Origin of the sequence: Promicromonospora sp. AC04 (assembly GCF_003058225.1) — a bacterium.
In the GTDB taxonomy this organism is placed as follows: domain Bacteria; phylum Actinomycetota; class Actinomycetes; order Actinomycetales; family Cellulomonadaceae; genus Promicromonospora.
In genome coordinates this window covers 674,914-695,913 of sequence record NZ_QBUG01000001.1, presented here as the reverse complement: position 1 = coordinate 695,913, position 21,000 = coordinate 674,914, and the positions used below count along the sequence as shown (strand labels likewise).

The following is a 21,000-nucleotide window of genomic DNA, read 5'->3' as shown; positions in this document are numbered from 1 at the left end:
CGCCGACGCCGCGCCCGGCCACGCCGCGCCCAGCGACAGGCCGACCATCGACGTACTGGTCGCCGACGACGACCCGGTAGTCCGGTTCGGGCTCAAGATGATGCTGGGCGGCGCCCCTGACCTGCGGGTGGTGGCCGAGGCGAGCAACGGCGCGGAAGCGGTGGAGCTGGCCCGGCGTCACCACCCGGACGTCGTGCTGATGGACATCCGGATGCCCGGCACAGACGGCCTCACCGCCACCGAGACGCTGCGGAGCCGGTCGCCCGCCCCGCAGGTCATGGTGCTCACCACCTTCGACGCCGACGCCCACGTCCTGCGCGCCCTCCGGGCCGGCGCGGCGGGGTTCCTGCTCAAGGACACCCCGCCGGACGAGCTCGTCGTCGCGATCCGGCACGCGGCCCAGGGGCGCCCGGTGCTCTCGCCCGAGGTGACCCGGCGGCTCATCGCCCGGGTCGCGGAGTCGGGGCAGGACACCCGCCGTGCCGCGGCCCGACGACGCCTCGACGCGCTCAGCGACCGGGAACGGGAGGTCGCGGTAGAGATCGGCGCCGGGCGCTCCAACGCCGAGATCGCCGCGCGCCAGCACCTCGGTCTGACCACGGTGAAGACCCACGCGTCGGCGATCCTCGCCAAGCTCGGTCTCAACAACCGGGTGCAGGTGGCCCTGCTCGTGCACGACGCCGGGCTCGATCGGCCCGACCGACCGGAATAGGCAGCCGGCGCCGAACGCTCCGACTTTGGTCGGGAGGCCCGGACCCATCGGCCGATGTGCCCGCCGGGTGAAATGCCTAGCGTCGTTGCCATGCATCGATCAACCCGACAGACCGCCGCGCCGCCCGCCTTCCTGAGGATCGCCGCGGTGCTGGCCGCCGCCTCGCTGGTCCTGACCGGATGCGTCAGCGGTACCGGCGCGGCGCTGACGGCGTCGCCGGACCGCGGCCCGTCCAGCCTGTCCTTGCCGGCGCCCACCCCTGACCCGATCGACTGGAGCGAGTGCGGACCCGGCCTGGACTGCGCCACCGTCGAGGTGCCGCTGGAGTACACCGAGCCCGACGGCGAGCAGATCGCCCTCGCGGTGACGCGCCACCGCGCCACGGATCCGGAACAGCGCATCGGCAGCCTGTTCATCAACCCGGGCGGCCCCGGGGTGCCGGCCACGCAGACCGTCGGGTCCATCGACCCCGACAGCGCCGCCAGCCCGTTCTCGCCGGACGTCGTGGCCCGCTTCGACGTCGTAGGCATGGACCCGCGCGGTGTTGGTGAGTCGGGCGCCGTCCGCTGCCTCACCGACGAGCAGCGCGCCGAGCAGGCGGCCGCCGACCTCGACCCGACCGTCCCCGGCGGGAAGCCGCTGGGGCGGCTGCTCGCCGACGCCGACACCTTCACGGAGGGCTGCCTGGCGCACCAGAGCCCCGAGTTCCTGGCGAGCCTGTCCACCGACAACGTCGTCCGCGACCTGGACCAGGTGCGCGCCGCGCTCGGCGAGGATCAGGTCACCTTCTACGGCGCCTCCTACGGCACGGTCGTCGGCCCCATGTACGCCACGATGTTCCCGGACCGCGTCCGCCAGATGGTGATCGACGCCCCCGTCGACACCGACCTGTGGCTGAACGACCCGCTCCGGCTCCTCGACGACGTCGCCCGCTCCAACGAGGAGACGCTCGACGCCTGGTTCGAGACGTGCCGCGCCGAGGGCGGGGAGGCGTGCCCCTTCGGCGACGGCGACCCGGAGGCCGCGTTCGACGCCCTGATCACCCGGCTGGAGGCGGAGCCGCTGCAGGTCCCGCCGACCGAGGGCCTCACCCCGGGCGGCACGCTCGACGGCGCCGTGGCGCTCGAGGCCGCGCGGGCCGCCGCGGGCGCCCGCTCGCTCTGGCCGACGCTCACCGCGGGTCTGCTCGCCGCGCAGCAGGGCAACGGCACGGCCCTCCACTTCATCGTCGCGAACGTCACCGTCGCGCCGTTCGGCGGACCGTACGCAACCCTCCAGGAGGCCCACACCGCGGTGCGCTGTGCCGACTGGCCGGCACTGACCAACCTGGCGGCGCACCGCGCCGCGGCGAAGAAGATCGCCGCGCGCGGCGAGCGGCTGGGCGGCCGGGCCGCCTACAGCGCGCTCAACTGCGCGCTGTGGCCCGTCGAGAACGAGGACCGGTTCACGCAGGAGCTCACCGGCGCCGGCGCCCCGCCGATCCTGGTGGTCGGCGGCCGGGTGGACAACGTGTCCCCGTACCACTGGGCCCAGGCCATGGCCGAGCGGCTGGAGGACGCCGTCCTGCTCACCCGTGAGGGCGTCGGCCACACCTCCTACCGGACCAGCGGCCCGTGCATCGACGCCGCGGTGGACGCCGCGCTGATCGACGGGGTCCTGCCCGCCGACGGCACCGTCTGCGACGTCGTACCCCCGGGAACCACCCGGCCGCCTGCCCCGCAGGCGGGGGCGGGGGAGTAGCAGACGAGCGGGCTGTGTTGCTGAGAGTGGACGTTGTCCACTCTCAGCAACACAGCCCGCGCACTACGTGTTTGCCCTGCCTACCTGTTTGCTCGGTGCCGTGACCTCGCTGGTCGAGCCCCGCCGGTAGAGCCCGTCGGGACCCCTACCGCTTCCCGGAGATTCCGAACGCCGAGATGACCTCCTGCGTGACGGCGTTGCCGGCGTCGTCCCGGGCGGTCGCCCGGAGCGAGACCAGCTCGGCGCCCCGCGACGGGATGCGCAGGGCGGTCACCCAGCGGTCGCCGTCCTTGCGCAGCTTGGCCTTCGACCAGGTGTCGCCGCCGTCGTAGCTGACGTCGAGCGTCGCCCCGACCACCACCGCGCCGGCGCGGGGTGCGTCCGGCTGGGCGTACGGCGCCACCGCGAGCGGGACGACGGCGCCCGCCCGCACGGTGCCGTCGAGCGCGGTGTCGACGTCGTAGTCGAGCTGGACCAGCGGCAGCGGCGTGCCGGTCTGCCCGGGGACCCCGGCGTCCGCCTGGTCGGCCACGAAGGTCCAGGACGTCCGGGTGCGGGTCGAGTACCGGTGCGTGTCGCCCGCGGAGTCGGTGTCGATCTCGAACCGGTACTTCTGCGGGCCGTCGGCCACCGGGACCGTCGTCTGGACGGCCTGGCCGATGGTCTGCCGGACCAGGGTGTCGTTCTGGTAGAGGCGGGAGGTCACCGGGGTCTCGCCCCAGGGGAAGGACCCAGTGATGCCGTCCTGCCCGCCCGCCGGGGCGACGTTGACCGCGAACCACGTCGAGTCGTGCCACGGACCCCAGTAGCCGTCGCCCGTCCGGGGCGCGGTCACGGGGGCGAACCAGTTGCGCACGGTGGTGCTCCGGGGCTCGTACGCCTGCCGGACACCGCGCTGCTCCCACGTGCTCTCGTGCTCCACACCCTCGTACCAGGTGACGTCGTCGTACGTGGAGACGTAGTCGGTCCGCTCCGTCGCCGTGGGCTGCAAGGCCCGGAAGCTGATGCACGGCGGCCACTGGTAGTCGCGGCAGTCGGCGCGGTTGTCGACGGCCAGCCGGTCCTCGGTGTCGTTGTAGCGGCTCACGACGGTCGCGAGCTGCTTCTTCGTGGGCGCGAGGGCCGGCTTCGCGGGGATCTCGCCGGACCAGTTCCGCGCCACGTCGTACAGGTAGGAGGGGAACTCCTGGGCGGTGCCCGAGAGCGTCAGCCAGCCCTTGGCCGCGGCCGGGAGGAGCTTCGCGCCCTCCGCGGCCGTCACCGAGACGACAGGCAGGTCACCCTGGGTGACGTACTCGACCAGGGGTCCCGGGCGGTTGTTGACGACGACGAGCAGCGCGGCACCGGCCGCCTGGGCGGCGGCCTCCCGCTCCTCGGCGGTGACGGCGTCGGCACGGGTGACGAGCACCGCCTTGCCGGCGGCGTCGACGCCGTCGTACTCGGCCGCCGTGCCCGTGCCGGCCGCGACGGCTCGCAGCGAGACCCGGCCGTCGAGGCGCGCGGAGCCGGTCTGGTAGACCGGGTCGATCGCGACCCGCCACGGGTTCCTGGCCACCAGGTCGAGCGCCGGCTCGATAGCACGCCACCGCACCCCGAAGTCGAACCTGGTGCTGTCGACGGCGCCCGTCGGCGCGGCGTAGAACGAGTCGACGTCCGCCGGCACGCCGTAGGTGGCGCCGAACGTCGCGTACTGGCCGCCGATGCCGGAGTCGTTGAAGAACTGGAACCGCCGGTGGGCGACGTCGCTCTCCTTGGGCGTGTCGAGGGTCAGCTCGACGGCCTCGCTCGCGTCGAATACGAGCGCCTGGTCCGCGCCGTCGACGACGACCTGCGGGTCGCCGACGAGCGCGACGCCGGTCGAGCCCGCACCCTTGGATCCGGCCACGTCGAGGAACGCGGTGGCGGAGTAGACACCCGGCAGCAGGCGCTGCGTCCGTACCTCGCCGGTCGCGGGGTCGATCGGCAGGCTGCTGACGAACTGGTCGCCGTAGCGGTAGAAGTCGACGTAGCCGGTGGCCGGCTCGCCGGAGCGGTCCAGCGCCGTGATGTCGAGGCCGTACCGCTCCTCCTCCTTGATGAGCGCCGTCGCGGTGCGGACGGTCACCTCGCCGGAGGCGTCCGTCGCGACGACGGCGCCGCTGTACTTGCCCGGGAGCGCGGCGTCGTCGGCGTCGGCCGCGAACGTGACGTCGGCGGTGCCGTTCGCCGGGACCACCACCTGGTCGGCGGACAGGGTCACCAGGTCGCTCGCCGCGCCGTCGGGCCCGGCGAGGTCCGTGCTCAGGTCGAGCGTGACGTCGGCGTCCGTGGTGTTGGTGTAGGTGACGGTGCCGGTGGCGGGCTCGTCGCCGTCGTGCGGCCAGTCGTAGAAGCCGAGGAAGCCGCCGCCGGAGCCGTCAACGCCGTCGAGCGCTGCGGGGACGTCGAGGCGTCCCGTGCCGACCTCGTACGCCGGGGCGTCGATGTCTGCCGCGGAGGAGACCAGGGCGGCCTTGAGCTGCTCGCCCGTGAGCTCCGGGTGCGCGCCCTTGAGGATCGCCGCCGCGCCCGCGACGTGCGGGGTGGCCATCGAGGTGCCGCTCATCGAGACGTACGAGCCCGTGCCGCCCGACTGCTGGGAGCGGGCAGCGGCGATGTCGACGCCGGGCGCGGTGAGGTCGGGCTTGATCGCGTGGTCGCCCACGCGCGGGCCGTAGCTGGAGAAGTCGGCGCGCACGTCGCCGTCGTCCACCGCGCCGACCGTCAGGGCGGCGTCCGCGGTGCCGGGGCTGCCGAGCGAGCCCTCGGCGTAGCTGTTGCCGGCCGCGACGACGAACAGGGCGCCCGTCTCCTCGCTCAGCGCGTTGAGCGCCTGCGCCATGGGGTCGGTGCCGTCGTTGAGGCTGGAGTCGCCGAGGCTCATGGAGACGACGTCCGCGTTGGCGGCGCCCCACTCCATGCCCGCGATGATCCACGAGTCCTGGCCGTAGCCGCTGTTGTCGAGCACCTTGCCGACCAGCAGGTCGGCGCCCGGGGCCACACCCTTGTACAGGCCGTCGCTCGCCGCGCCGGAGCCGAGCACCGTGGACGCGACGTGCGTGCCGTGGCCTTGCACGTCGGTGGTGGCCTCCTCGCCGGGGACGAACGACTGCGTCTCGGTGATCGCGTCGGCCACGTCGGGGTGCGTTGCGTCGATGCCCGTGTCGAGCACCGCCACGGTGGCGCCGGTGCCGTCGAAGCCGGCCGCCCACGCCTCGGGCGCGCCGATCTGCGCGGTGCTGTGGTCCAGGGTGGTCTCGGCCTTGCCGTCGAGCCAGATCTTCTCGATGCCACCGCCGAAGGTCCCGGCGGCCGCGGTGCTACGCGCCGACGGCCGGTCGCCCTGGGCAGCGACGGCCGACCAGAAGGCCGTCGCCTTCGTCTTGCTCGCGGCCACGGCGTCGGCGTCGATGCTCGGCAGGTCGAGCGTGCGCTCGGTGCCGGGGAGCTCGGCGGCCCGGGCCCGGGTGGAGGCCCGCTCCAGGATCAGCGGCGTCGCGTCCGTCGTCTCGTCGTCGTACTGCATCTCCAGGAGCGCGGTCACGTCGAACAGCCGACGGTCGAGCGTGCCCGCTGCCAGGTACGGCAGCGCGGCGTCGGGGAGCACGTAGTAGTGGTCGCCGACCTGTTGAGTCCGCACGGCGCCGCCGTCGGCCGGCTCGACGCCGATGGTCAGCGCGCCGCCGTCGGTGGTGCCGACGTCGACGACGTCGCCGGTCACCAGCGTGACGGTGGTCCGCCCGTCGGCCAGGGCTGGCGTGTGCGGCGCGGCGCCGGCAGTGGTGCCGCCGGAGTCGGCCCCGGCGCCGTCGGGCGCGGGGTTGCTGCCTGGGGTCGCGTGCGCGGTGGTGGCCATCGCGGCCACCAGGGCGGTCGCGGCGACCGCGGCGGCCGTCCTGGTGGCGGCAGGCAGGGCGCGCCGGGTTCTGGATCTCATGGATCTGGACACTCCCAGCGGGTGCGACACGTCACAAGAGCCGGGTGGTGGCGGCTTTACGGCATGGCGCGACTCCGCCAGAGTAGGGCGGCCATCACCCTGACGGAGGAGTGCCATGCTCGGCGACGTGCTCGGACTGACCCCTGACGAAGCCCTCGCGTACAGCGAGCTCGTCGCCATGCCCTCCGCGAGCGTCGCGGACATGGCGACGGCGCTCAGCACCTTCGGGACCTCCCTGGGCGATGCGCACCGGCTGCTGCGCCGGCTCGAGGAGCACGGCCTGGCCTCCCGGATCACGGGGGACGAGCGGCGGTTCGCCGCCGCGCCGCCCGCGATTGCGCTCGGTGCGCTGCTCGCCCGGCGGCAGGACGAGGTGCGGCACGCCGAGCTCGAGCTCAACCGGCTCGAGGAGGTCTACCGGGTGTCCGCCGCGGGGCGCGGACCCACCGACGTGGTCGACGTCATCAGGGGCGATGACGCGGTCCGGCACCGGTTCGAGCAGCTCCAGCTCGGGGCGCGCGAGAGTGTCGACGCGTTCGTCCGCCCGCCGGTGATCGTGACGTCCAGCCAGGAGAACTCCGCCGAGGACAAGGCCGTCGCGCGCGGGGTGCAGTACCGCGTCGTCGTCGAGCGCAGCATGCTCGAGAGCCAGGACGTCACGGTCGACGAGGCTGTCGAGGCGACGGAGGCGGGGGAGGAGGTTCGGTTCGCCGACGGCGTGCCGCTCAAGCTGATGGTCGTCGACCGGCAGCTCGCCCTCATGCCGCTGACCTCGTCCGGCGACGTCGTCGGTGCGCTGCTGGTCCGCGAGAGCACGCTGCTCGACGCCCTCCTCGCGCTCTTCGAGAACGTGTGGGACCGGGCGACCCCCATGCTGATGGGCACGTCCGGCCTGGCGGGCGACGTCGCGCAGCAGGTGGACGACGAGGACGCGCGCGTCCTCGGGCTGATGCTCGCCGGCCTCACCGACCAGGCCGTGGCCAAGCAGCTCGGGACGTCGCTGCGCACCGTGCAGCGCCGGGTACGGGCGCTGATGGACCTCGCCGGCGTGGAGACCCGCGTGCAGCTCGGGTGGCACGCCGCGACGAGCGGCTGGGTGCGGCCGGGAGCGGCGGGGCCACCTGCGGCCGACGACGTGGAGCGGGACGTTGCGGCGTCGGCACCGATGACGTGATCCAAGTGCGCCGCCACTACCCCCGTACGTACCGCGCCGTCGCGTCGTGGTCGTGCGTCGGGACGATGGTGACGCGACGGTCCAGGGCCGCGAGGCGTCGGATCGTCCGCATCGCGCCCGCCCGGTCGTTGTCGGTGAGCCGGCCAGGGAACGACGCGGTGGGCCGCACCTTCTCGACCTGCAGCAGGTGCCAGACGGCGTCGCCCGCCATGAGGACCCAGTCGCCCGCGCCGACGTGGAGGAGCACGCCGACGCTGCCCGGGGTGTGGCCCGCCATGTCGACAAGCACCACGGAGCCGTCGCCGAACAGGTCGTGGCTCCGCTCGAAGGTGAGGACCGGCGGGCCTGCCAAGTCGTAGAAGGTGACAGCCCGGTTCTCCAGCGGTCGGCGGACCACACCCTGCGGCGCGCGCGGCCCGCTCATCGCCCAGTCCCACTCGGCGTGGCTCGTCCGGATCGGGACGAGCGGCAGGTCGACCAGGCCCGCGACGTGGTCCCAGTGCAGGTGGGTCGGCAGGGCGAAGTCGATCTCATCCTCAGGGATGCCCAGGGAGCCGAGCGAGCGGGTCACGCTGATCACGTCCGACGGCGGTGTCACGACGGCACGCATCGGCTGCGGCAGCTGGGGCAGCACCCGGCCCCGGATGTCGTCGCAGATCGCCGGATCGATCAGGAACGTTGCGCTCGGGTGGCGCACGAGGAATGTAGTCATCGCGTTCAGCACCGTAGTCGGCTCCCGCAGGCCTCGGACGATCGCCATGGTCGGCACGGACCGGGTGACCTGGGCAAAGGCGGTGAGAGTCACTGCGGCGGTCGGCGTCGGCAGCCCGGCGTCCGGCAGCGTGGACTCGAAGGCCGCATCAGGCCGGTCGGATCGGAGGGGATCCAGGAGCAGCGCGGTGACGGCGCCGACCGACCGGGCCAGCACGCGCAGCTGCGGCGTGCGGGAGGACAGGTCAGGAGCGTCGGCGTTCCGGGTTGTACGAGGCATGTGTGCGAGGCTATTTCTTCAGGTCGACCTGAAGGCAAGACCCGGACAAGACCCGAAGACCAAGAAGGGCACGTACATGACCGGTCTACGCATCGGTGAGGCCGCGGCGATCGTCGGCGTCGACACTCACGTGCTGCGGCACTGGGAGGACGTGAGTGTGCTGGTCCCGGCGCGTTCGGGCACCGGGCAGCGGATCTATGACGAGAACGCCATCAACCGGGCACTCGTGATCCGGCGTTGCCAGCGCGCAGGTCTCTCGCTCGCGCAGATCCGAGCGCTGGGTCCCGAAGAGGGCGAGTCGAGGCGCGCCCTTGTCGAGGACCATCGATCCCGCATCGCGGAAGTCGTTCAGCAGCTCCAGGCGACCGACCGGTTCCTGGGACATCTGCTCTCCTGCAGCCACAGCGTGATCAGCGAGTGCCCGGAGTGCTCTGGATTCGCGGCTGCCGCAGGCCCGCTCCCTGGGCCCGGCGGCGTCCTCTCGCGGTGACCAGGTGCGCTCGTCGGCCGCAGGGTGCACCACGGCGTTGCCGCTGCCGACCTGGCGGGCCGGGCGACGTCAGGCCGCCAGCCGGAAGATCGGGAAGTCGCGGCCCTCGGCCGTCTTCTCGTAGGCGGCGAAGCCGCTGGAGAGCTCCTTGAAGCGGGCCCACAGGGCGTCACGCTCGTCCCCGGTGACCTCCTCGACCTTGGCCCGCAGGGTCTCGACGGGCTCACCCGGGACCTCGATGTCGACCTGCTCGGTGCGGCGGAGGCCGTAGACCCAGGCGGGGTTCTTGGGGGAGCCTCCGGCCGAGGCGACGATGTACCAGGCGCCGTCGTCGTGGATTGCGGCGAGCGGCGCGATGCGGATGGTGCCGTCCTTCTTCGGCACGTGCACGAGCACGAGCCCCTTGCCGAACCGGATCGGCTCGTTGACCTCGCCGCCGTTGGCGCGGAAGGTGTCGACGATCTGCTGGTTGAAGTCCATGCCGGGGCAACGTCGCAGGTGACACGCAACATTCCGGGCGCCGCTGCCCAGCCGACTTTCGTTGCCCTTTTAGCCCACCCTCTCCAGAGTGGCACCTGGCACACGCTCGTGGGCCAGTGGTTGCGCCCCTGGTCGGGGCGCTTGCACCCCGGAGGCAAGAATGCACAGTCGCATGCCAACCAGACGCGCGCCGATCGCTCTCGCAGCGGTCGGCGCGCTGCTCCTGACGACGGTGAGCGTGGCGCCGGCGCTCGCGAGCACGCCGACGCCGACCGGGACACAGCCCGCCGCGAAGGTCTCCGCCGACGTCCCCGAGCGCGCCGCGGACAAGATCACGCCCGCCGTGCAGACCCGGCTCGACGCCAAGGAGTCCGCCGACTTCTGGATCCGGTTCGCCGACACGCCGGACCTGGCGCCGGCCAAGGGCATCACCGACTGGGGCGAGCGCGGCCAGTACGTCTACGACGCGCTGACCAGCACGGCCAAGGAGTCCCAGGCCGGCGTCGTCGCCGACCTCGAGGCCGCGGGTGTGGAGTACGAGTCCTACTGGATCAGCAACGCGATCCTCGTCGAGGACGGCACGGCCGAGCTCGCGAAGGAGGTCGCCGCCAGCCGCGAGGTGAGGCAGGTCCACGAGCGGTTCGCCGCCCAGCCCATCGAGCCGGTCGAGCGCAAGGCCCCGACCAAGAACGCGCCGCTCGCCACCGAGTGGGGCCTGGACGCCATCGGCGCCCCGGACGTATGGGACATGGGGTACACGGGCGACGGCATCACCGTGGCCAACATCGACTCAGGCGTCGACGTCGAGCACCCGGCCCTCCTGGAGCACTACCGCGGCTACCTGGGCGAAGAGGGGCTCAGCAACGACTACAACTGGTTCGACGCGAGCGGCTCCTGCGAGGGCGCACCCTGCGACATCGATGCCCACGGCACGCACGTCATGGGCACCATGGTGGGCGACGACGGCGCGGGCAACCAGGTCGGCGTCGCACCGGGCGCCGACTGGATCGCGGCCAACGGCTGCGCCACCTGCTCCGACGCGGACCTGCTCGCCTCCGGCCAGTGGATCCTCGCGCCGACGCGGGCCGACGGGTCGGACCCCGACCCGGCCCAGCGCCCGCACATCGTGAACAACTCGTGGGGCCAGCAGGCGCCCGGCGCCATCGACGACTTCATGTCCGAGGAGATCGCGGCCTGGGAGGCCGCTGGCATCTTCGGCGCGTGGGCGGCGGGCAACGCCGGCGAGGCGGGCTGCCAGTCGACGTCGTCCCCCGGGGCCAACGTCGCCACCTACGCGGCCGGCGCGTTCGGGGAGTCCGGCGACATCGCCGACTTCTCCTCGCGCGGCCCGGGCGCCGACGGCGTGACCAAGCCGAACCTGGCCGCTCCTGGCGACAACGTGCGCTCGTCGATCCCCGGCGGCGACTACGCCGCGTTCAGTGGTACGTCCATGGCGTCCCCGCACCTCGCGGGCGCGGTGGCGCTCCTGTGGAGCGCGGCCCCGGCCCTGGTCGGTGACATCGAGGGCACCCAGGCGCTGCTGGACCAGACCTCGGTCGACGTGGCCGACGACTCATGCGGCGGCACCCCCGCCGACAACAACGTCTGGGGCGAGGGCAAGCTCGACGTGGCGGCGCTGGTCAGCAACGCGCCGATCGACGGCTTCGGCTTCGTCTCGGGCACCGTCACCGGGCCCGACGGCGAGCCGGTCGGCGGCGTGCGCATCACCGCAGGTGACCGCTCCGACACCACCGACGCGGAGGGCGCCTACCGCTTCGGCCTGGAGGAGGGCTCGCACGAGCTGACCGCCTCCGCCTTCGGGTACCTGGACGCGACCACGCAGGCCGACGTCGTCGAGGGCGAGACCACCACGGCGGACTTCGCCCTGGAGGCCGCGCCGACCACCACCGTGAGCGGCACCGTCACCGACGGTTCCGGGCACGGCTGGCCGCTCGACGCCGAGGTCACCGTGCAGGGTGCGCCGAGCAGCGTCGTCGCCTGGACAAACCCGTTCACGGGTGAGTACTCGATCGAGCTGCCGCAGTCGACCACGCACCAGCTCGTGGTGCAGCCGTCCGTGACCGGCTACGCGACGTTCACGGTGGACGTCGAGGTGGGCACGGAGCCGGCCACCGCCGACGCCGCGCCGCCGGTGCTCGGGGTGTGCACCGCACCCGGCTACGCCCTGACCGGGGCGGGCATCGGGGTCGAGGAGTTCGAGTCCGGCGACGTGTCCGAGGGCTGGACCGTCGAGGACCTGGCGGGCACCGAGCAGGTCTGGACGTTCGACGACCAGTTCGGCGCCGGCAACCAGACCGGCGGCGAGGGGCTCTTCGCCGAGGTGAACAGCGACGCCTACGGCCCGGACGGGACGCAGGACACGACGCTCACCTCACCGGCCTTCGACCTGAGCGACGTCGGGGCACCGCTCCTGACGTTCGACCAGGCCTACGTCGCGCTGGGCGACTTCGCCGACGTGGACGTCAGCCTCGACGGCGGCGCGACCTGGGCGACCGCGCTGCACCAGACCTCCGACGCCGAGGGGCGCATGTCCGTATCCCTCACGGGCGCCGGCGGCCAGTCCGACGTGCGGGTCCGGTTCCACTACGGTGACGCCGCGTGGGCCATGTGGTGGCAGGTCGACAACGTCTCCATCGGCGAGTGCCTGCCGGTCGACGGCGGCCTCGTGGCCGGGTTCGTCAAGGACCGCAACACCGGTGGCGGCGTCAACGGCGCCACCGTGACCGCCGGCGAGCAGAGCACGAAGACGCTCGACCCGGAGAACCCCGCGGTGGGCCGCGGGTACTACTCGCTGTTCTCACCGAAGGTGGGTACGCAGCGGATCGGTTATGCGGCCAAGGACTACAAGGCCACGAAGGTATCGGTGACGGTCGTCGCCGACGCCGTCGTCCGGAAGGGCGTGAAGCTCGCGGCCCCGCTCCTGACGGTCTCGCCGGAGACGATCTCCCGCGAGGTCGGCATGGGCGGCACCAAGTCCGGCACGTTCACCGTGAAGAACGAGGGCACGGCGCCGGCGAACGTCGAGGTGGCCCCGGCATCGTCCGACTTCGAGATCCTCGGGTCGGCGGCCAACGCCGGCGTCATCAAGGGCGCCACCGGTGACGTGACCGAGGTGAGCACGGCGCCGTCGGGCAAGGCCACGACCGGGAAGAGCACCGCCGCCAAGGGCGACGACCGCCTGGCCCGGAACGGGAAGCCCGGGGAGACGGTGACGCCGTCGGCTCCGCCGTCGCTCCTCGCGGAGGGGACCACCATCACCCACTCCTCGTCGCAGGACATCACCGCTGGCAACTCCGTGGCCTGCGGGGGCGGCCCGACGAGCTGGCTGCGGACGTTCACGCTGGAGGACTTCGACATCAGTGGCGAGTTCGCCGTCACGAATGTGTCCTTCGGCGTGGAGATCGTCCAGGCGGCCACCGACGCGACGATCAACCTGTACGAGCTCGACGGGGACTTCCTCTACGAGAACATGACCCTGCTCGGCTCGTCCGACGTGGCCCTGGAACCGCAGGAGCTCACGATGGTCGACGTGCCGGTCACGGGCACCGCGTCCGCGGGCAGCACGCTCGTGGTCGAGGTGATCGGAGAACCCGGGTTCTACATCGGGTCGAACGCCGAGCCGGAGACCGCGCCGTCGTACATCGCGTCCGAGGACTGCAGCACCCCCGAGCCCACCACCGTGGCGGACCTCGGCTTCCCGGACATGCACACGGTGCTCAACGTGACCGGCGAGACCACTGTCGACGTGCCGTGGCTCGACGTCCAGCCGCCGGCGTTCACGCTGGCACCCGGCGCGTCCGCGAAGGTGGCCGTCGACATGGACAGCAGCCGCGTGGACCAGCCGGGCACCTACACCTCGGCGGTCGTCGCCAACGGCAGCACGCCGTACGACGAGCCGAAGGTACAGGTGTCGCTGAAGGTGACCCCGCCCGCCAGCTGGGGCAAGATCGCCGGCACGGTGACGGGCGCCACCTGTGACGACGAGACGGTCCCGCTCGAGGGCGCGTTCGTCGTCATCGACGGGTCGGAGTACGACGTCACGCTCGTGACCGGGCCCGACGGCGGGTACGCCCGCTGGATGGGCGTGTCCAACAACCGGCTGAGCCTGCTCAGCTCGGCGACGGGATACCCGCCGGAGTCGAAGAACGCGCGCATCATCAAGGGCCAGACGGTGGTGCACAACTTCGAGCTGAACGAGTACTGCGGCTAGACCCCCCGGAACGGGGCAGGGGACCGGGCCGACGCACGAGCGTCGGTCCGGTCCCCGAGGTCCGTCACGCCTCGCAGTCGCCGGTCGTCCACGGCCAGTTGGCCACCGGGGTGTCGTGGGTCAGGGCGCAGATGATGGTCTCGCCCCGCTCCTCGCCGTACCGGGCCCTGATCTCGTCGCGCATAGCGGCCCACTGGCGCCGGGTGTCGGCGATCGCCCAGGTCACAGCGCGCTGCTGGTTGTCAAGGATCTGCCCTCGGGCGGAGGTCCCGTCCAGGGTGACCTGGCCGGTGACCGGGTCGATCTCGGCGGTGTCCTTGTTGAGCGTCTCGTCGTGCTTGATGCGGCCCTCGCACTCGTCGGACGGGAAGCACCCGGTGGCTAGCTGCTCCGGGACGTCGGACGGCGGTGAGAGCGGCAGCCGGAAGCTCATCAGCGGGAACACCTCGCTGCGGTACATGCCGGGCGGGTTCTCCAGGTCGGTCGCGTCGTTCCCGTTGTTGCGGTCGACCCAGTTGGAATGGGAGTAGAAGTCCTGGACGCCGTGCAGCGTGCGGCCGAACAGGTCCACGAACCGGCACTTGGCGCGCGCCCCCTCGCCGGGCGGGGCGGTGTCGGTGCACGCCGACTGCGTCTCCCAGTTGGACAGCTCGCCGTCGTCGTCGAAGACCTGCCCGGCGTTGTCGGCGGCGCCGTGGAAACGGTTGCGCAGGTGCTGCAGGCAGGCGACCAGCTGGTCGGAGGCCTCCGCACGGGTGCGGGGGTACGGGGCCCCCTCGTTGTCCTCGGGCCGGATGTAGTCCGCGTTGTCGCAGTGTGCGGCGGGGTTGTCGGCCTCGTAGCCGCCGAGCCACGCCGGCAGGTCCGGTGCGTTGACCCCGCCCCAGTAGCTGCGGTAGCCCGCCAGGACGTCCATCGAGTCCTCCTCGAAGCACACACCGTCGGACGGCTGGTCCTCCGGGCAGGCCAGCGCGGCCCGCGTGATCTTCTCGTGCTCCCCGTGCGCCTGCGAGAACCAGTAGGGCGTGCTGAACGCCTCTGCCCGGGGCGCCTGGGCGACCTGGGCGACCTGGGTGCCGACGGCGAGTCCCAGGACCGCGGCCAGCGCCGCCAGTACCGCCAGCCCCCGGCGGTTCGAATGTCTTGATGCCATAGTGCTTTCCCCTCTCGTGCGGTGAGGGCGCGCAGCTGACGAGTTCGATGCGGCGGCACCCTCGTTGGTGACGTGCCGTGCTGAACTTGCGTCTCCAGGCTCACCGTCTCGGAAGGGCAGGGTCAAAGGAGTTCGGCCCTGGCCGAAACCCAGGCCAGAGAGACGGCCTCTGACCTGGGCTTTCGCGATGAGGAATCAGAGCGCGGCGCCGAACTGGAACGCCGTGCAGACGACCCCTCCGGCCAATCGTCGAGTGCTGGGTACTCGCCCTGTTGAGGGGCTGGACCGGGCGAACACCCGGCACTCGACGGGCTCGGGCGGTGTCAGTAGCGGCTAGTCAGGACCCGGTTGGCCTCGCGTTGCGTGTCGGTCGTGTTGTTCACCAGGCCGCGGGAGCCGTTGAGCTTGGCCTCGATGTGCTCGCCGACCGTGATCGGGCCGTAGAGCTCCGTCTCGCCCTCGGCGACGCACCCCGGGAGCGTGGTGATCACGGCGTCGACGTTGCCGTCGAAGAAGAACGCGGCGGACCGGCGCCGCTTGATCCGGCCGTCGATCACCGGCGGCTTCACGCGGTGCAGCGTCGACTTCCAGCGCTCGTTCGTCCACCGCGCGGTCAGGTCGCCGAGGTTCACGAGCAGGGCGCCGGGCAGGGGCGAGACGTCGTTCCAGCCGCCGTCGGCGTCGAGCACCTGGAGGCCCTTCACGTCGTCGGCCCACAGCAGCGTCACGATACCGAAGTCCGTGTGCTCGCCCATGCCGATGAGGTCGCCGTCGAGCTCGACGCGCTCGCCCTCGGGGAGGGCGTAGTTGTTCATGCGCAGGACGTCGAGCGAGTGGTCGGTGTAGGGGTCGAAGTACCCGGCGGGCAGGCCGAGCGCGTCGGCGAAGATCCGCATCATGACCTGGGCGACGGACGTGGCGTGCGACATCCACAGCTCGACGTCGGCCTGGAAGGTGTCGCTCTCGGCGGGCCAGATGTTCTCGGAGTACATGTCGGGGTCGACGTCGGCGTGCGGGTAGTCGGCGGCGGACGCGCCCAGGTTGAAGGCCTCGAAGAAGTCGTTCATGCGCTCGGCCTTCTCGACGCCGAGGCTGAGGCTGAGCCGCTCGGACCGGGGCGGGCTGTAGCCACGGTTGACGCCGGCGGGCGCCCGGTACTGCTTCTTCACCTCCAGCGGCAGCTCGAAGAAGCGGTCGCTCGCGCGGCCGAGGCGCGCCCAGGCCTCCAAGGGGATGCCGTGCCCGAGGACCTGCATGAAGCCGACGGTGCGCGCCGCCTCGTCGACCTGGCGGGCGACGGCGGCCCGGTCGGCGTCGGTGCCGCCCGCGATGTAGGGGGCGATGTCGATCGCCGGAACGTGGAATGCAGCTGACATGCCGGTCTCCTTCGGTGTTCGGGATACCTTCGGTCCTGTTCCGCGGGCCGTGGGCGGCGCCGAGGTGATAGGTATTGGTTATCAGCATGGACCAGGATCGAGCCGGAGGGGTTAAGGCCGTGTTACAGGATCCGGAGGCGGCATCCGACGTCCGCGTGGTCGTGGGCCGGGCCATCCGGCGGGCGCGCGAGGCGGCGGGGCTCTCGATGCGGGCCCTCGCGCGCGCGAGCGAGATGAGCCAGCCGTTCCTCAGCCAGGTGGAGAAGGGCGAGACGAGCCCGTCGCTGTCGAGCCTCTACCGGCTCGCCCACGCGCTCGGGCTGCCGCCGAGCCAGCTCATGCCGCCGGTGAGCGCGCCGCGCGGCGTGTCGGTGCTGCGCAGGGGCGAGGGCCGCGAGCTGCCGGTCTCCGACACCCCGGGGACGGCGCGCGGGCGCCTCCTGTCCGGCGGCGCCGGCCACACGCTGGAGGTGGTCGAGTACCGCGTCGAGCCCGACGCCGACCTCGGCGGCTGGTTCGAGTCCGACGGCGAGCTGACGGTCTACGTGATCGACGGCGAGGTCGAGGTCACGCTGGAGCACGAGGGCTCCTGGCGGCTCGGGGCGGGCGACGCGATCAGCCACCCGGCGGACATCCGGCACCGCTGGGCAGTGGTCGGCGACGTCGCGGCCCGGATCCTGCTCTCGGTCGCGCACGCGCACCCGGCCGCGGCGCGCCAGTAGGCCCGACGACGGCGCGCGCGTCGGCGCAGGGGGCTACCTACTCGCGGGCGCTCCGCAGGCGGTGCCGCCCCAGCGGGATCACCAGCGGCGTGCCGCTGCGCGGGTCGGCGATCACGTCGCACCGCAGGCTGAAGACCTCCTCGACGGTCGCGGCGGTCACCACCTCGCCGGGCGCCCCTTCGGTGACGATGCGGCCGTCCTTCATCGCGATGAGGTGGTCGGCATAGCGGCAGGCGAGGCTCAGCTCGTGCAGCACCATGACTATCGTCTTGCCGCGGTCGCGGTTGAGGTCCACGAGCAGATCGAGCACCTCGATCTGATAGTTGACGTCGAGGAACGTGGTCGGCTCGTCGAGCAGGAGGATGTCGGTGTCCTGCGCGAGCGCCATGGCGATCCACACCCGCTGGCGCTGGCCACCGGAGAGGTCGGCAACCCGACGGGACACGAGGTCGGCCGTTCCCGTGGCCTCCAGCGCCTCGTCGACGGCGGCGTCGTCGGCGGGGGTCCAGCTGCGGAACCAGCCCTGGTGGGGATACCGGCCACGGCCGACGAGATCACCGACGGTGATCGACGACGGCGCGACCGGCGACTGCGGCAGCAGGCCGAGGAGCCGGGCGAGGTCACCTGACCGCATGCCGTGCACCGGGACGCCGTCGAGCAGCACCTGGCCGGCCCGTGGCGCGAGCAGCCGGCTGAGGCCACGTAGCAGTGTCGACTTGCCCGAGGCGTTGGCGCCGATGATCGCTGTGATCGCGCCGGCGGGTATGTCCGTGGACAGCCCGCTCACGATGTCGGCGCCGTCGTAGCCGAGCGTGAGCCCGGCGACCTCGAGTGAATGCTCGCTCACGCGCCCACTCCCTGTCTGTCGGTTCGGATGAGCAGCCAGGCGATGTACGGGGCGCCTACGAGTCCCGTGACGATGCCCGTGGAGATGGGGTAGGGCAGCACGTGCTGCGCGACGAGGTCGGCGGCCTGCACGATGATCGAGCCGACGAGGGCCGAGGCCAGCACCCGGTCGCCGGCCGGGCCGAGGAGGCGGCCGGCGATCGGCCCGGCCATGAGCGCGACGAACGCGATCGGCCCGGCGGCCGCCGTCGCGAGGGCGACGAGCACGACGGCGCACCCGAGCTGCACTGCGGTCTCCGCCTGGGGGCGCAGGCCGAGCCCCCGTGCCCCCTCGGCCCCGAGCTCCAGCACGCCGAGCCGCCGCGAGAGCGCCATCAGCACGGGGATGACGACCGCGCAGCCGGCGGCCAGCCCGGCGATCTCACCGCCGCCGGCCATGCCCACCGAGCCAACGAGCCAGGTCATGGCGGCCCGGGCGTCGGAGATCTCGGCGCGGGAGACGAGGTATCCGGTCACCGACTCCAGCAGCACGGCCACCCCCACGCCGACGAGGACGAACCGGTAGTCCGCGATGCCGCCGCGCCAGGCGAGCAGGTAGACGGCCGCCGCTGTGGCGAGGGCCCCGGCGAGGCCCGCGACCGACAGCCCGAGGCCGCCCGCGCCGAAGAGCACGAGCCCTGCGACGGTGGCAGTGCTCGCTCCTGCCGAGATCCCGATGATGTCGGGGGCCGCGAGCGGGTTGCGCAGGACGCGCTGGAAGACGCTGCCCGCCGCCCCGAGCGCAAGCCCGACGAGCACCGCCGTGGCCGCACGCGGCAGCCGCAGCTCCCGCACGACGAAGTCGTCGGCCGGGTCCGAGGACAGGCCGAGCACGGACCGCAGGACCTCGCCCGGCCCGAGCACGTAGCTGCCGAGCATCATCGACACGACGAAAGCGCAAACGGCGCCGACCGCCAGTGCGGCGGTGACGGCAAGGGCCCGGCGCGTGCGGGCGCGGCGTTCGAGTCGGAACACCTACAGCTCCACACCGCGCCGCAGGCGCACGATGGTGATGAAGACCGGCGCTCCGACGACGCCGAGCACGACGCCGACCTGCAGCTCACCCGGCGCCGACACGAGCCGCCCCACGATGTCGCAGAGCAGCAGCACGAGGGGCCCGAGCACGAAGCTGTAGGCGAGGATCCACCGGTAGTCCGGCCCGGTGACGAGGCGGACGAGATGCGGCACCATGAGCCCGAGGAACGCGATGGGCCCGCACGCCGCGGTCGCGGCCCCGCACAGCACGGCCACGACGACGAACGTGATGGTGCGGTTGCGGCGTACGTGCTGCCCGAGCGAGATCGCGAGAGCATCACCGAGGGCCAGCAGGTTCAGCGGACGAGCCAGGAACATCGCCGCGACCAGCCCGACCAGGACGTAGGGCCCGACCTGCAGGACGACGGGCCAGTACCGCCCGGCGAGCGCCCCGACCTGCCACACGCGCAGCTCCTCGAGCGCGTCGGCGTCGGCGAGCACGATCGCCGAGGTGACCGACGAGCACACCGCGGTGACCACCACACCCGCGAGGGCCAGCTTGACCGGCGTGGCTCCCTCTCGGCCGAAGGACGCTGTCGTGTACACGGCCGCGATCGCCGCTCCCGCCCCGAGGAACGCGAGCCAGACGCTCGCGCCGGTCGCCTGCCTGCCGAGAACGAGGATGCCGGTGACGACGGCGACGGCAGCCCCCGCGTTGATGCCCATGATCCCGGGGTCGGCGAGCGGGTTGCGGGCGACGCCCTGCAGGAGGGTGCCGCTCACGGCGAGGGCGGCTCCGGCGAGCAGCCCGAGCACCGTGCGCGGCACCCGCATGTCGAGGATGACCGTCAGGTCGGTCTGCGCCAGCGCCGCGAGGTTGATGGTGCGCGAGCCGAGCAGGATCGACGCGGCGCACACGGCGAGCAGCGCGAGGGCGGACAGGATCAGCCCGCCTGCGATGCGTGTGTTGCTGCGCCTGGGGCGGGTGGCGACTGCCGCCATCAGTCCGTGAGGTTCTCGTCAGCCCCGTTGACGAACTTTGTGAGGTCGCGCAGCTGCTCGGCGTAGTCGGGGTAGGTGTGCAGCCAGTAGGCCGGCCAGGTCGTGTACGCGCCGGCCGCGTGGGCGGCGATGTCCTTGGCGATCGGCTGGGCGGCGAGCGTCTCCTCGTTGGCCGGGTAGCTGCGGTCGTCGAAGAGCAGCACGTCCGGCTGGTACGTGTCCGCGTTCTCGAAGCTGAGGCTCTCCCAGTAGGGGAACTCGGGGTCGGGCGTCGTCGGGTCGATCACGTCAAGGCCCCATGACTGCAGGTCGAGCAGCTCGGGTGCGTACTCGGGCACGGCCACCGCGTACGTGTCCTCATACGGGCTGATCGCCAGTGCCGTCAGGTCGGGCTTCGCGGCGACCGCGGTCTTGAACTCCTCGAGCGCTGCGTCGAAGTCGGCCCGCTGCGCTTCGATCACCGAGGTGTCCGCCCCGAGCGACTCGGCCAGCTCGGCGTAGCCCTCGATCAGCTCGACTATCGAGTCGCCCTGCGCCGCGCCGACGACGGGCGCGAGCTCCCCGATCTTCTTGCTCGACTCCTCGACCCCGCCTTCGAGGCCCGAGTACGCGTCCTCGGCCGGCCACCAGTCACCGACGATGAGGTCGGGTGCGAGCGCTGCCGCCTTCTCGACGTCGATCTTGCCCCACTCCTCGCCGATGACCTCGACGCCCTCGAAGTCGGCTCCCTGGAGGCCGACGTCGCTCTCGATGTCGCCGTCCGCGTAGATCCCGACCGGGACGATCCCGAACTCCATGAGCACCTTCGCCGCGTAGGCGTGCGCGATGATGCGAGTGGGTACCTCGTCCGCGGTGTACGTCTTGCCGTCGCCCGAGGTGTAGCTCCAGGCCCCACCCTCGGGTGCCGCCTCCTCGGGCGCGGTGCTCGCGCACCCGGCCAGCAGCGCCACACCGGCGGCGAGCGCGATGGGGACAAGACGAAGTGCGCGCACGGCAAGGCCTCCTGAGGAATCGGGATAAAGCAAGCCTTACCTTACCTTGGCGACATGGTCGGATCTGCCACCCTTTGCGACGGCCCCGGTCCGCCTCGCGGCGCCGGACGGTAACTCCCGCG

15 protein-coding genes are annotated in these 21,000 nt (G+C 72.4%); 6 read left to right on the top strand and 9 right to left on the bottom strand.

What is annotated here, in order from left to right; all coding sequences use genetic code 11:
• Positions 1–46: 46 nt before the first annotated feature.
• On the top strand, positions 47–712 hold the full coding sequence (locus C8K30_RS02920) for a response regulator transcription factor (protein WP_255415702.1): 666 nt from the start codon (positions 47–49) through the stop codon (positions 710–712).
• 90 nt (positions 713–802) lie between these two features.
• Entirely contained in the window at positions 803–2,452 is a 1,650-nt protein-coding gene (locus tag C8K30_RS02915; RefSeq protein WP_108491351.1) for an alpha/beta hydrolase, read from the top strand.
• A gap of 145 nt (positions 2,453–2,597) precedes the next feature.
• Here C8K30_RS02915 and C8K30_RS02910 read toward each other — a convergent pair whose 3' ends face one another.
• Positions 2,598–6,407 carry a S8 family serine peptidase gene (locus C8K30_RS02910; protein ID WP_108491350.1) on the bottom strand — a complete coding sequence of 1,270 codons (3,810 nt, stop codon included), beginning with the start codon at positions 6,405–6,407 and terminating at the stop codon, positions 2,598–2,600.
• 115 nt (positions 6,408–6,522) lie between these two features.
• Here C8K30_RS02910 and C8K30_RS02905 point away from each other — a divergent pair, with 115 nt between their 5' ends.
• Positions 6,523–7,581, top strand: a complete 1,059-nt coding sequence (locus C8K30_RS02905; protein WP_233256941.1) for a hypothetical protein — start codon at positions 6,523–6,525, stop codon at positions 7,579–7,581.
• 16 nt (positions 7,582–7,597) lie between these two features.
• Here the strand turns inward: C8K30_RS02905 and C8K30_RS02900 are convergent, their stop codons facing one another.
• A complete protein-coding gene (locus C8K30_RS02900; RefSeq protein ID WP_108491349.1) occupies positions 7,598–8,572 on the bottom strand; it encodes an MBL fold metallo-hydrolase in 975 nt (324 codons plus the stop codon).
• Between the two features lie 76 nt (positions 8,573–8,648).
• Here C8K30_RS02900 and C8K30_RS30615 point away from each other — a divergent pair, with 76 nt between their 5' ends.
• A complete protein-coding gene (locus C8K30_RS30615; RefSeq protein WP_158280920.1) occupies positions 8,649–9,062 on the top strand; it encodes a MerR family transcriptional regulator in 414 nt (137 codons plus the stop codon).
• Between the two features lie 69 nt (positions 9,063–9,131).
• On the opposite strand, the gene C8K30_RS02890 is transcribed toward C8K30_RS30615, so the two are convergent.
• Positions 9,132–9,542, bottom strand: coding sequence for a nitroreductase/quinone reductase family protein (locus C8K30_RS02890; RefSeq protein WP_108491348.1), 411 nt, complete (start codon positions 9,540–9,542; stop codon positions 9,132–9,134).
• A gap of 172 nt (positions 9,543–9,714) precedes the next feature.
• On the opposite strand from C8K30_RS02890, the gene C8K30_RS31655 reads away from it, so the two are divergent.
• Positions 9,715–13,773 carry a S8 family serine peptidase gene (locus C8K30_RS31655; RefSeq protein WP_158280919.1) on the top strand — a complete coding sequence of 1,353 codons (4,059 nt, stop codon included), beginning with the start codon at positions 9,715–9,717 and terminating at the stop codon, positions 13,771–13,773.
• A 64-nt stretch (positions 13,774–13,837) separates the two neighbouring features.
• Here the strand turns inward: C8K30_RS31655 and C8K30_RS02880 are convergent, their stop codons facing one another.
• Complete coding sequence (locus tag C8K30_RS02880; protein ID WP_108491346.1) at positions 13,838–14,926, bottom strand: CinY protein; 1,089 nt, start codon at positions 14,924–14,926, stop codon at positions 13,838–13,840.
• A gap of 323 nt (positions 14,927–15,249) precedes the next feature.
• Positions 15,250–16,302 (bottom strand): isopenicillin N synthase family oxygenase, encoded by a 1,053-nt coding sequence (locus C8K30_RS02875; RefSeq protein WP_108491345.1) that lies wholly within the window; start codon positions 16,300–16,302, stop codon positions 15,250–15,252.
• 119 nt (positions 16,303–16,421) lie between these two features.
• Between C8K30_RS02875 and C8K30_RS02870 the strand changes: the two genes are divergently transcribed.
• On the top strand, positions 16,422–17,024 hold the full coding sequence (locus C8K30_RS02870) for a helix-turn-helix domain-containing protein (protein ID WP_158280918.1): 603 nt from the start codon (positions 16,422–16,424) through the stop codon (positions 17,022–17,024).
• Positions 17,025–17,061: 37 nt separating this feature from the next.
• Here the strand turns inward: C8K30_RS02870 and C8K30_RS02865 are convergent, their stop codons facing one another.
• Genes C8K30_RS02865 through C8K30_RS02850 form a run of 4 tightly spaced genes read right to left on the bottom strand, consistent with a single transcriptional unit; the run spans position 17,062 to position 20,878 of the window.
• On the bottom strand, positions 17,062–17,871 hold the full coding sequence (locus tag C8K30_RS02865; RefSeq protein ID WP_108491343.1) for an ABC transporter ATP-binding protein: 810 nt from the start codon (positions 17,869–17,871) through the stop codon (positions 17,062–17,064).
• Entirely contained in the window at positions 17,868–18,884 is a 1,017-nt protein-coding gene (locus C8K30_RS02860) for an iron chelate uptake ABC transporter family permease subunit (RefSeq protein ID WP_199230310.1), read from the bottom strand. The genes C8K30_RS02865 and C8K30_RS02860 overlap by 4 nt, the downstream gene beginning before the upstream one ends.
• Complete coding sequence (locus tag C8K30_RS02855) at positions 18,885–19,886, bottom strand: iron ABC transporter permease (RefSeq protein WP_108491342.1); 1,002 nt, start codon at positions 19,884–19,886, stop codon at positions 18,885–18,887.
• Complete coding sequence (locus tag C8K30_RS02850) at positions 19,886–20,878, bottom strand: ABC transporter substrate-binding protein (RefSeq protein WP_108491341.1); 993 nt, start codon at positions 20,876–20,878, stop codon at positions 19,886–19,888. The genes C8K30_RS02855 and C8K30_RS02850 overlap by 1 nt, the downstream gene beginning before the upstream one ends.
• Between the last annotated feature and the right edge of the window lie 122 nt (positions 20,879–21,000).

Bases quoted from the DNA above. Each gene is read 5' to 3' on its own strand.
- C8K30_RS02880 (WP_108491346.1), bottom strand. From the start codon at position 14,926: ATGGCATCAAGACATTCGAACCGCCGGGGGCTGGCGGTACTGGCGGCG.
- C8K30_RS02905 (WP_233256941.1), top strand. From the start codon at position 6,523: ATGCTCGGCGACGTGCTCGGACTGACCCCTGACGAAGCCCTCGCGTAC.
- C8K30_RS02910 (WP_108491350.1), bottom strand. From the start codon at position 6,407: ATGAGATCCAGAACCCGGCGCGCCCTGCCTGCCGCCACCAGGACGGCC.
- C8K30_RS02915 (WP_108491351.1), top strand. From the start codon at position 803: ATGCATCGATCAACCCGACAGACCGCCGCGCCGCCCGCCTTCCTGAGG.
- C8K30_RS30615 (WP_158280920.1), top strand. From the start codon at position 8,649: ATGACCGGTCTACGCATCGGTGAGGCCGCGGCGATCGTCGGCGTCGAC.
- C8K30_RS02900 (WP_108491349.1), bottom strand. From the start codon at position 8,572: ATGCCTCGTACAACCCGGAACGCCGACGCTCCTGACCTGTCCTCCCGC.
- C8K30_RS02855 (WP_108491342.1), bottom strand. From the start codon at position 19,886: ATGGCGGCAGTCGCCACCCGCCCCAGGCGCAGCAACACACGCATCGCA.
- C8K30_RS31655 (WP_158280919.1), top strand. From the start codon at position 9,715: ATGCCAACCAGACGCGCGCCGATCGCTCTCGCAGCGGTCGGCGCGCTG.
- C8K30_RS02890 (WP_108491348.1), bottom strand. From the start codon at position 9,542: ATGGACTTCAACCAGCAGATCGTCGACACCTTCCGCGCCAACGGCGGC.
- C8K30_RS02875 (WP_108491345.1), bottom strand. From the start codon at position 16,302: ATGTCAGCTGCATTCCACGTTCCGGCGATCGACATCGCCCCCTACATC.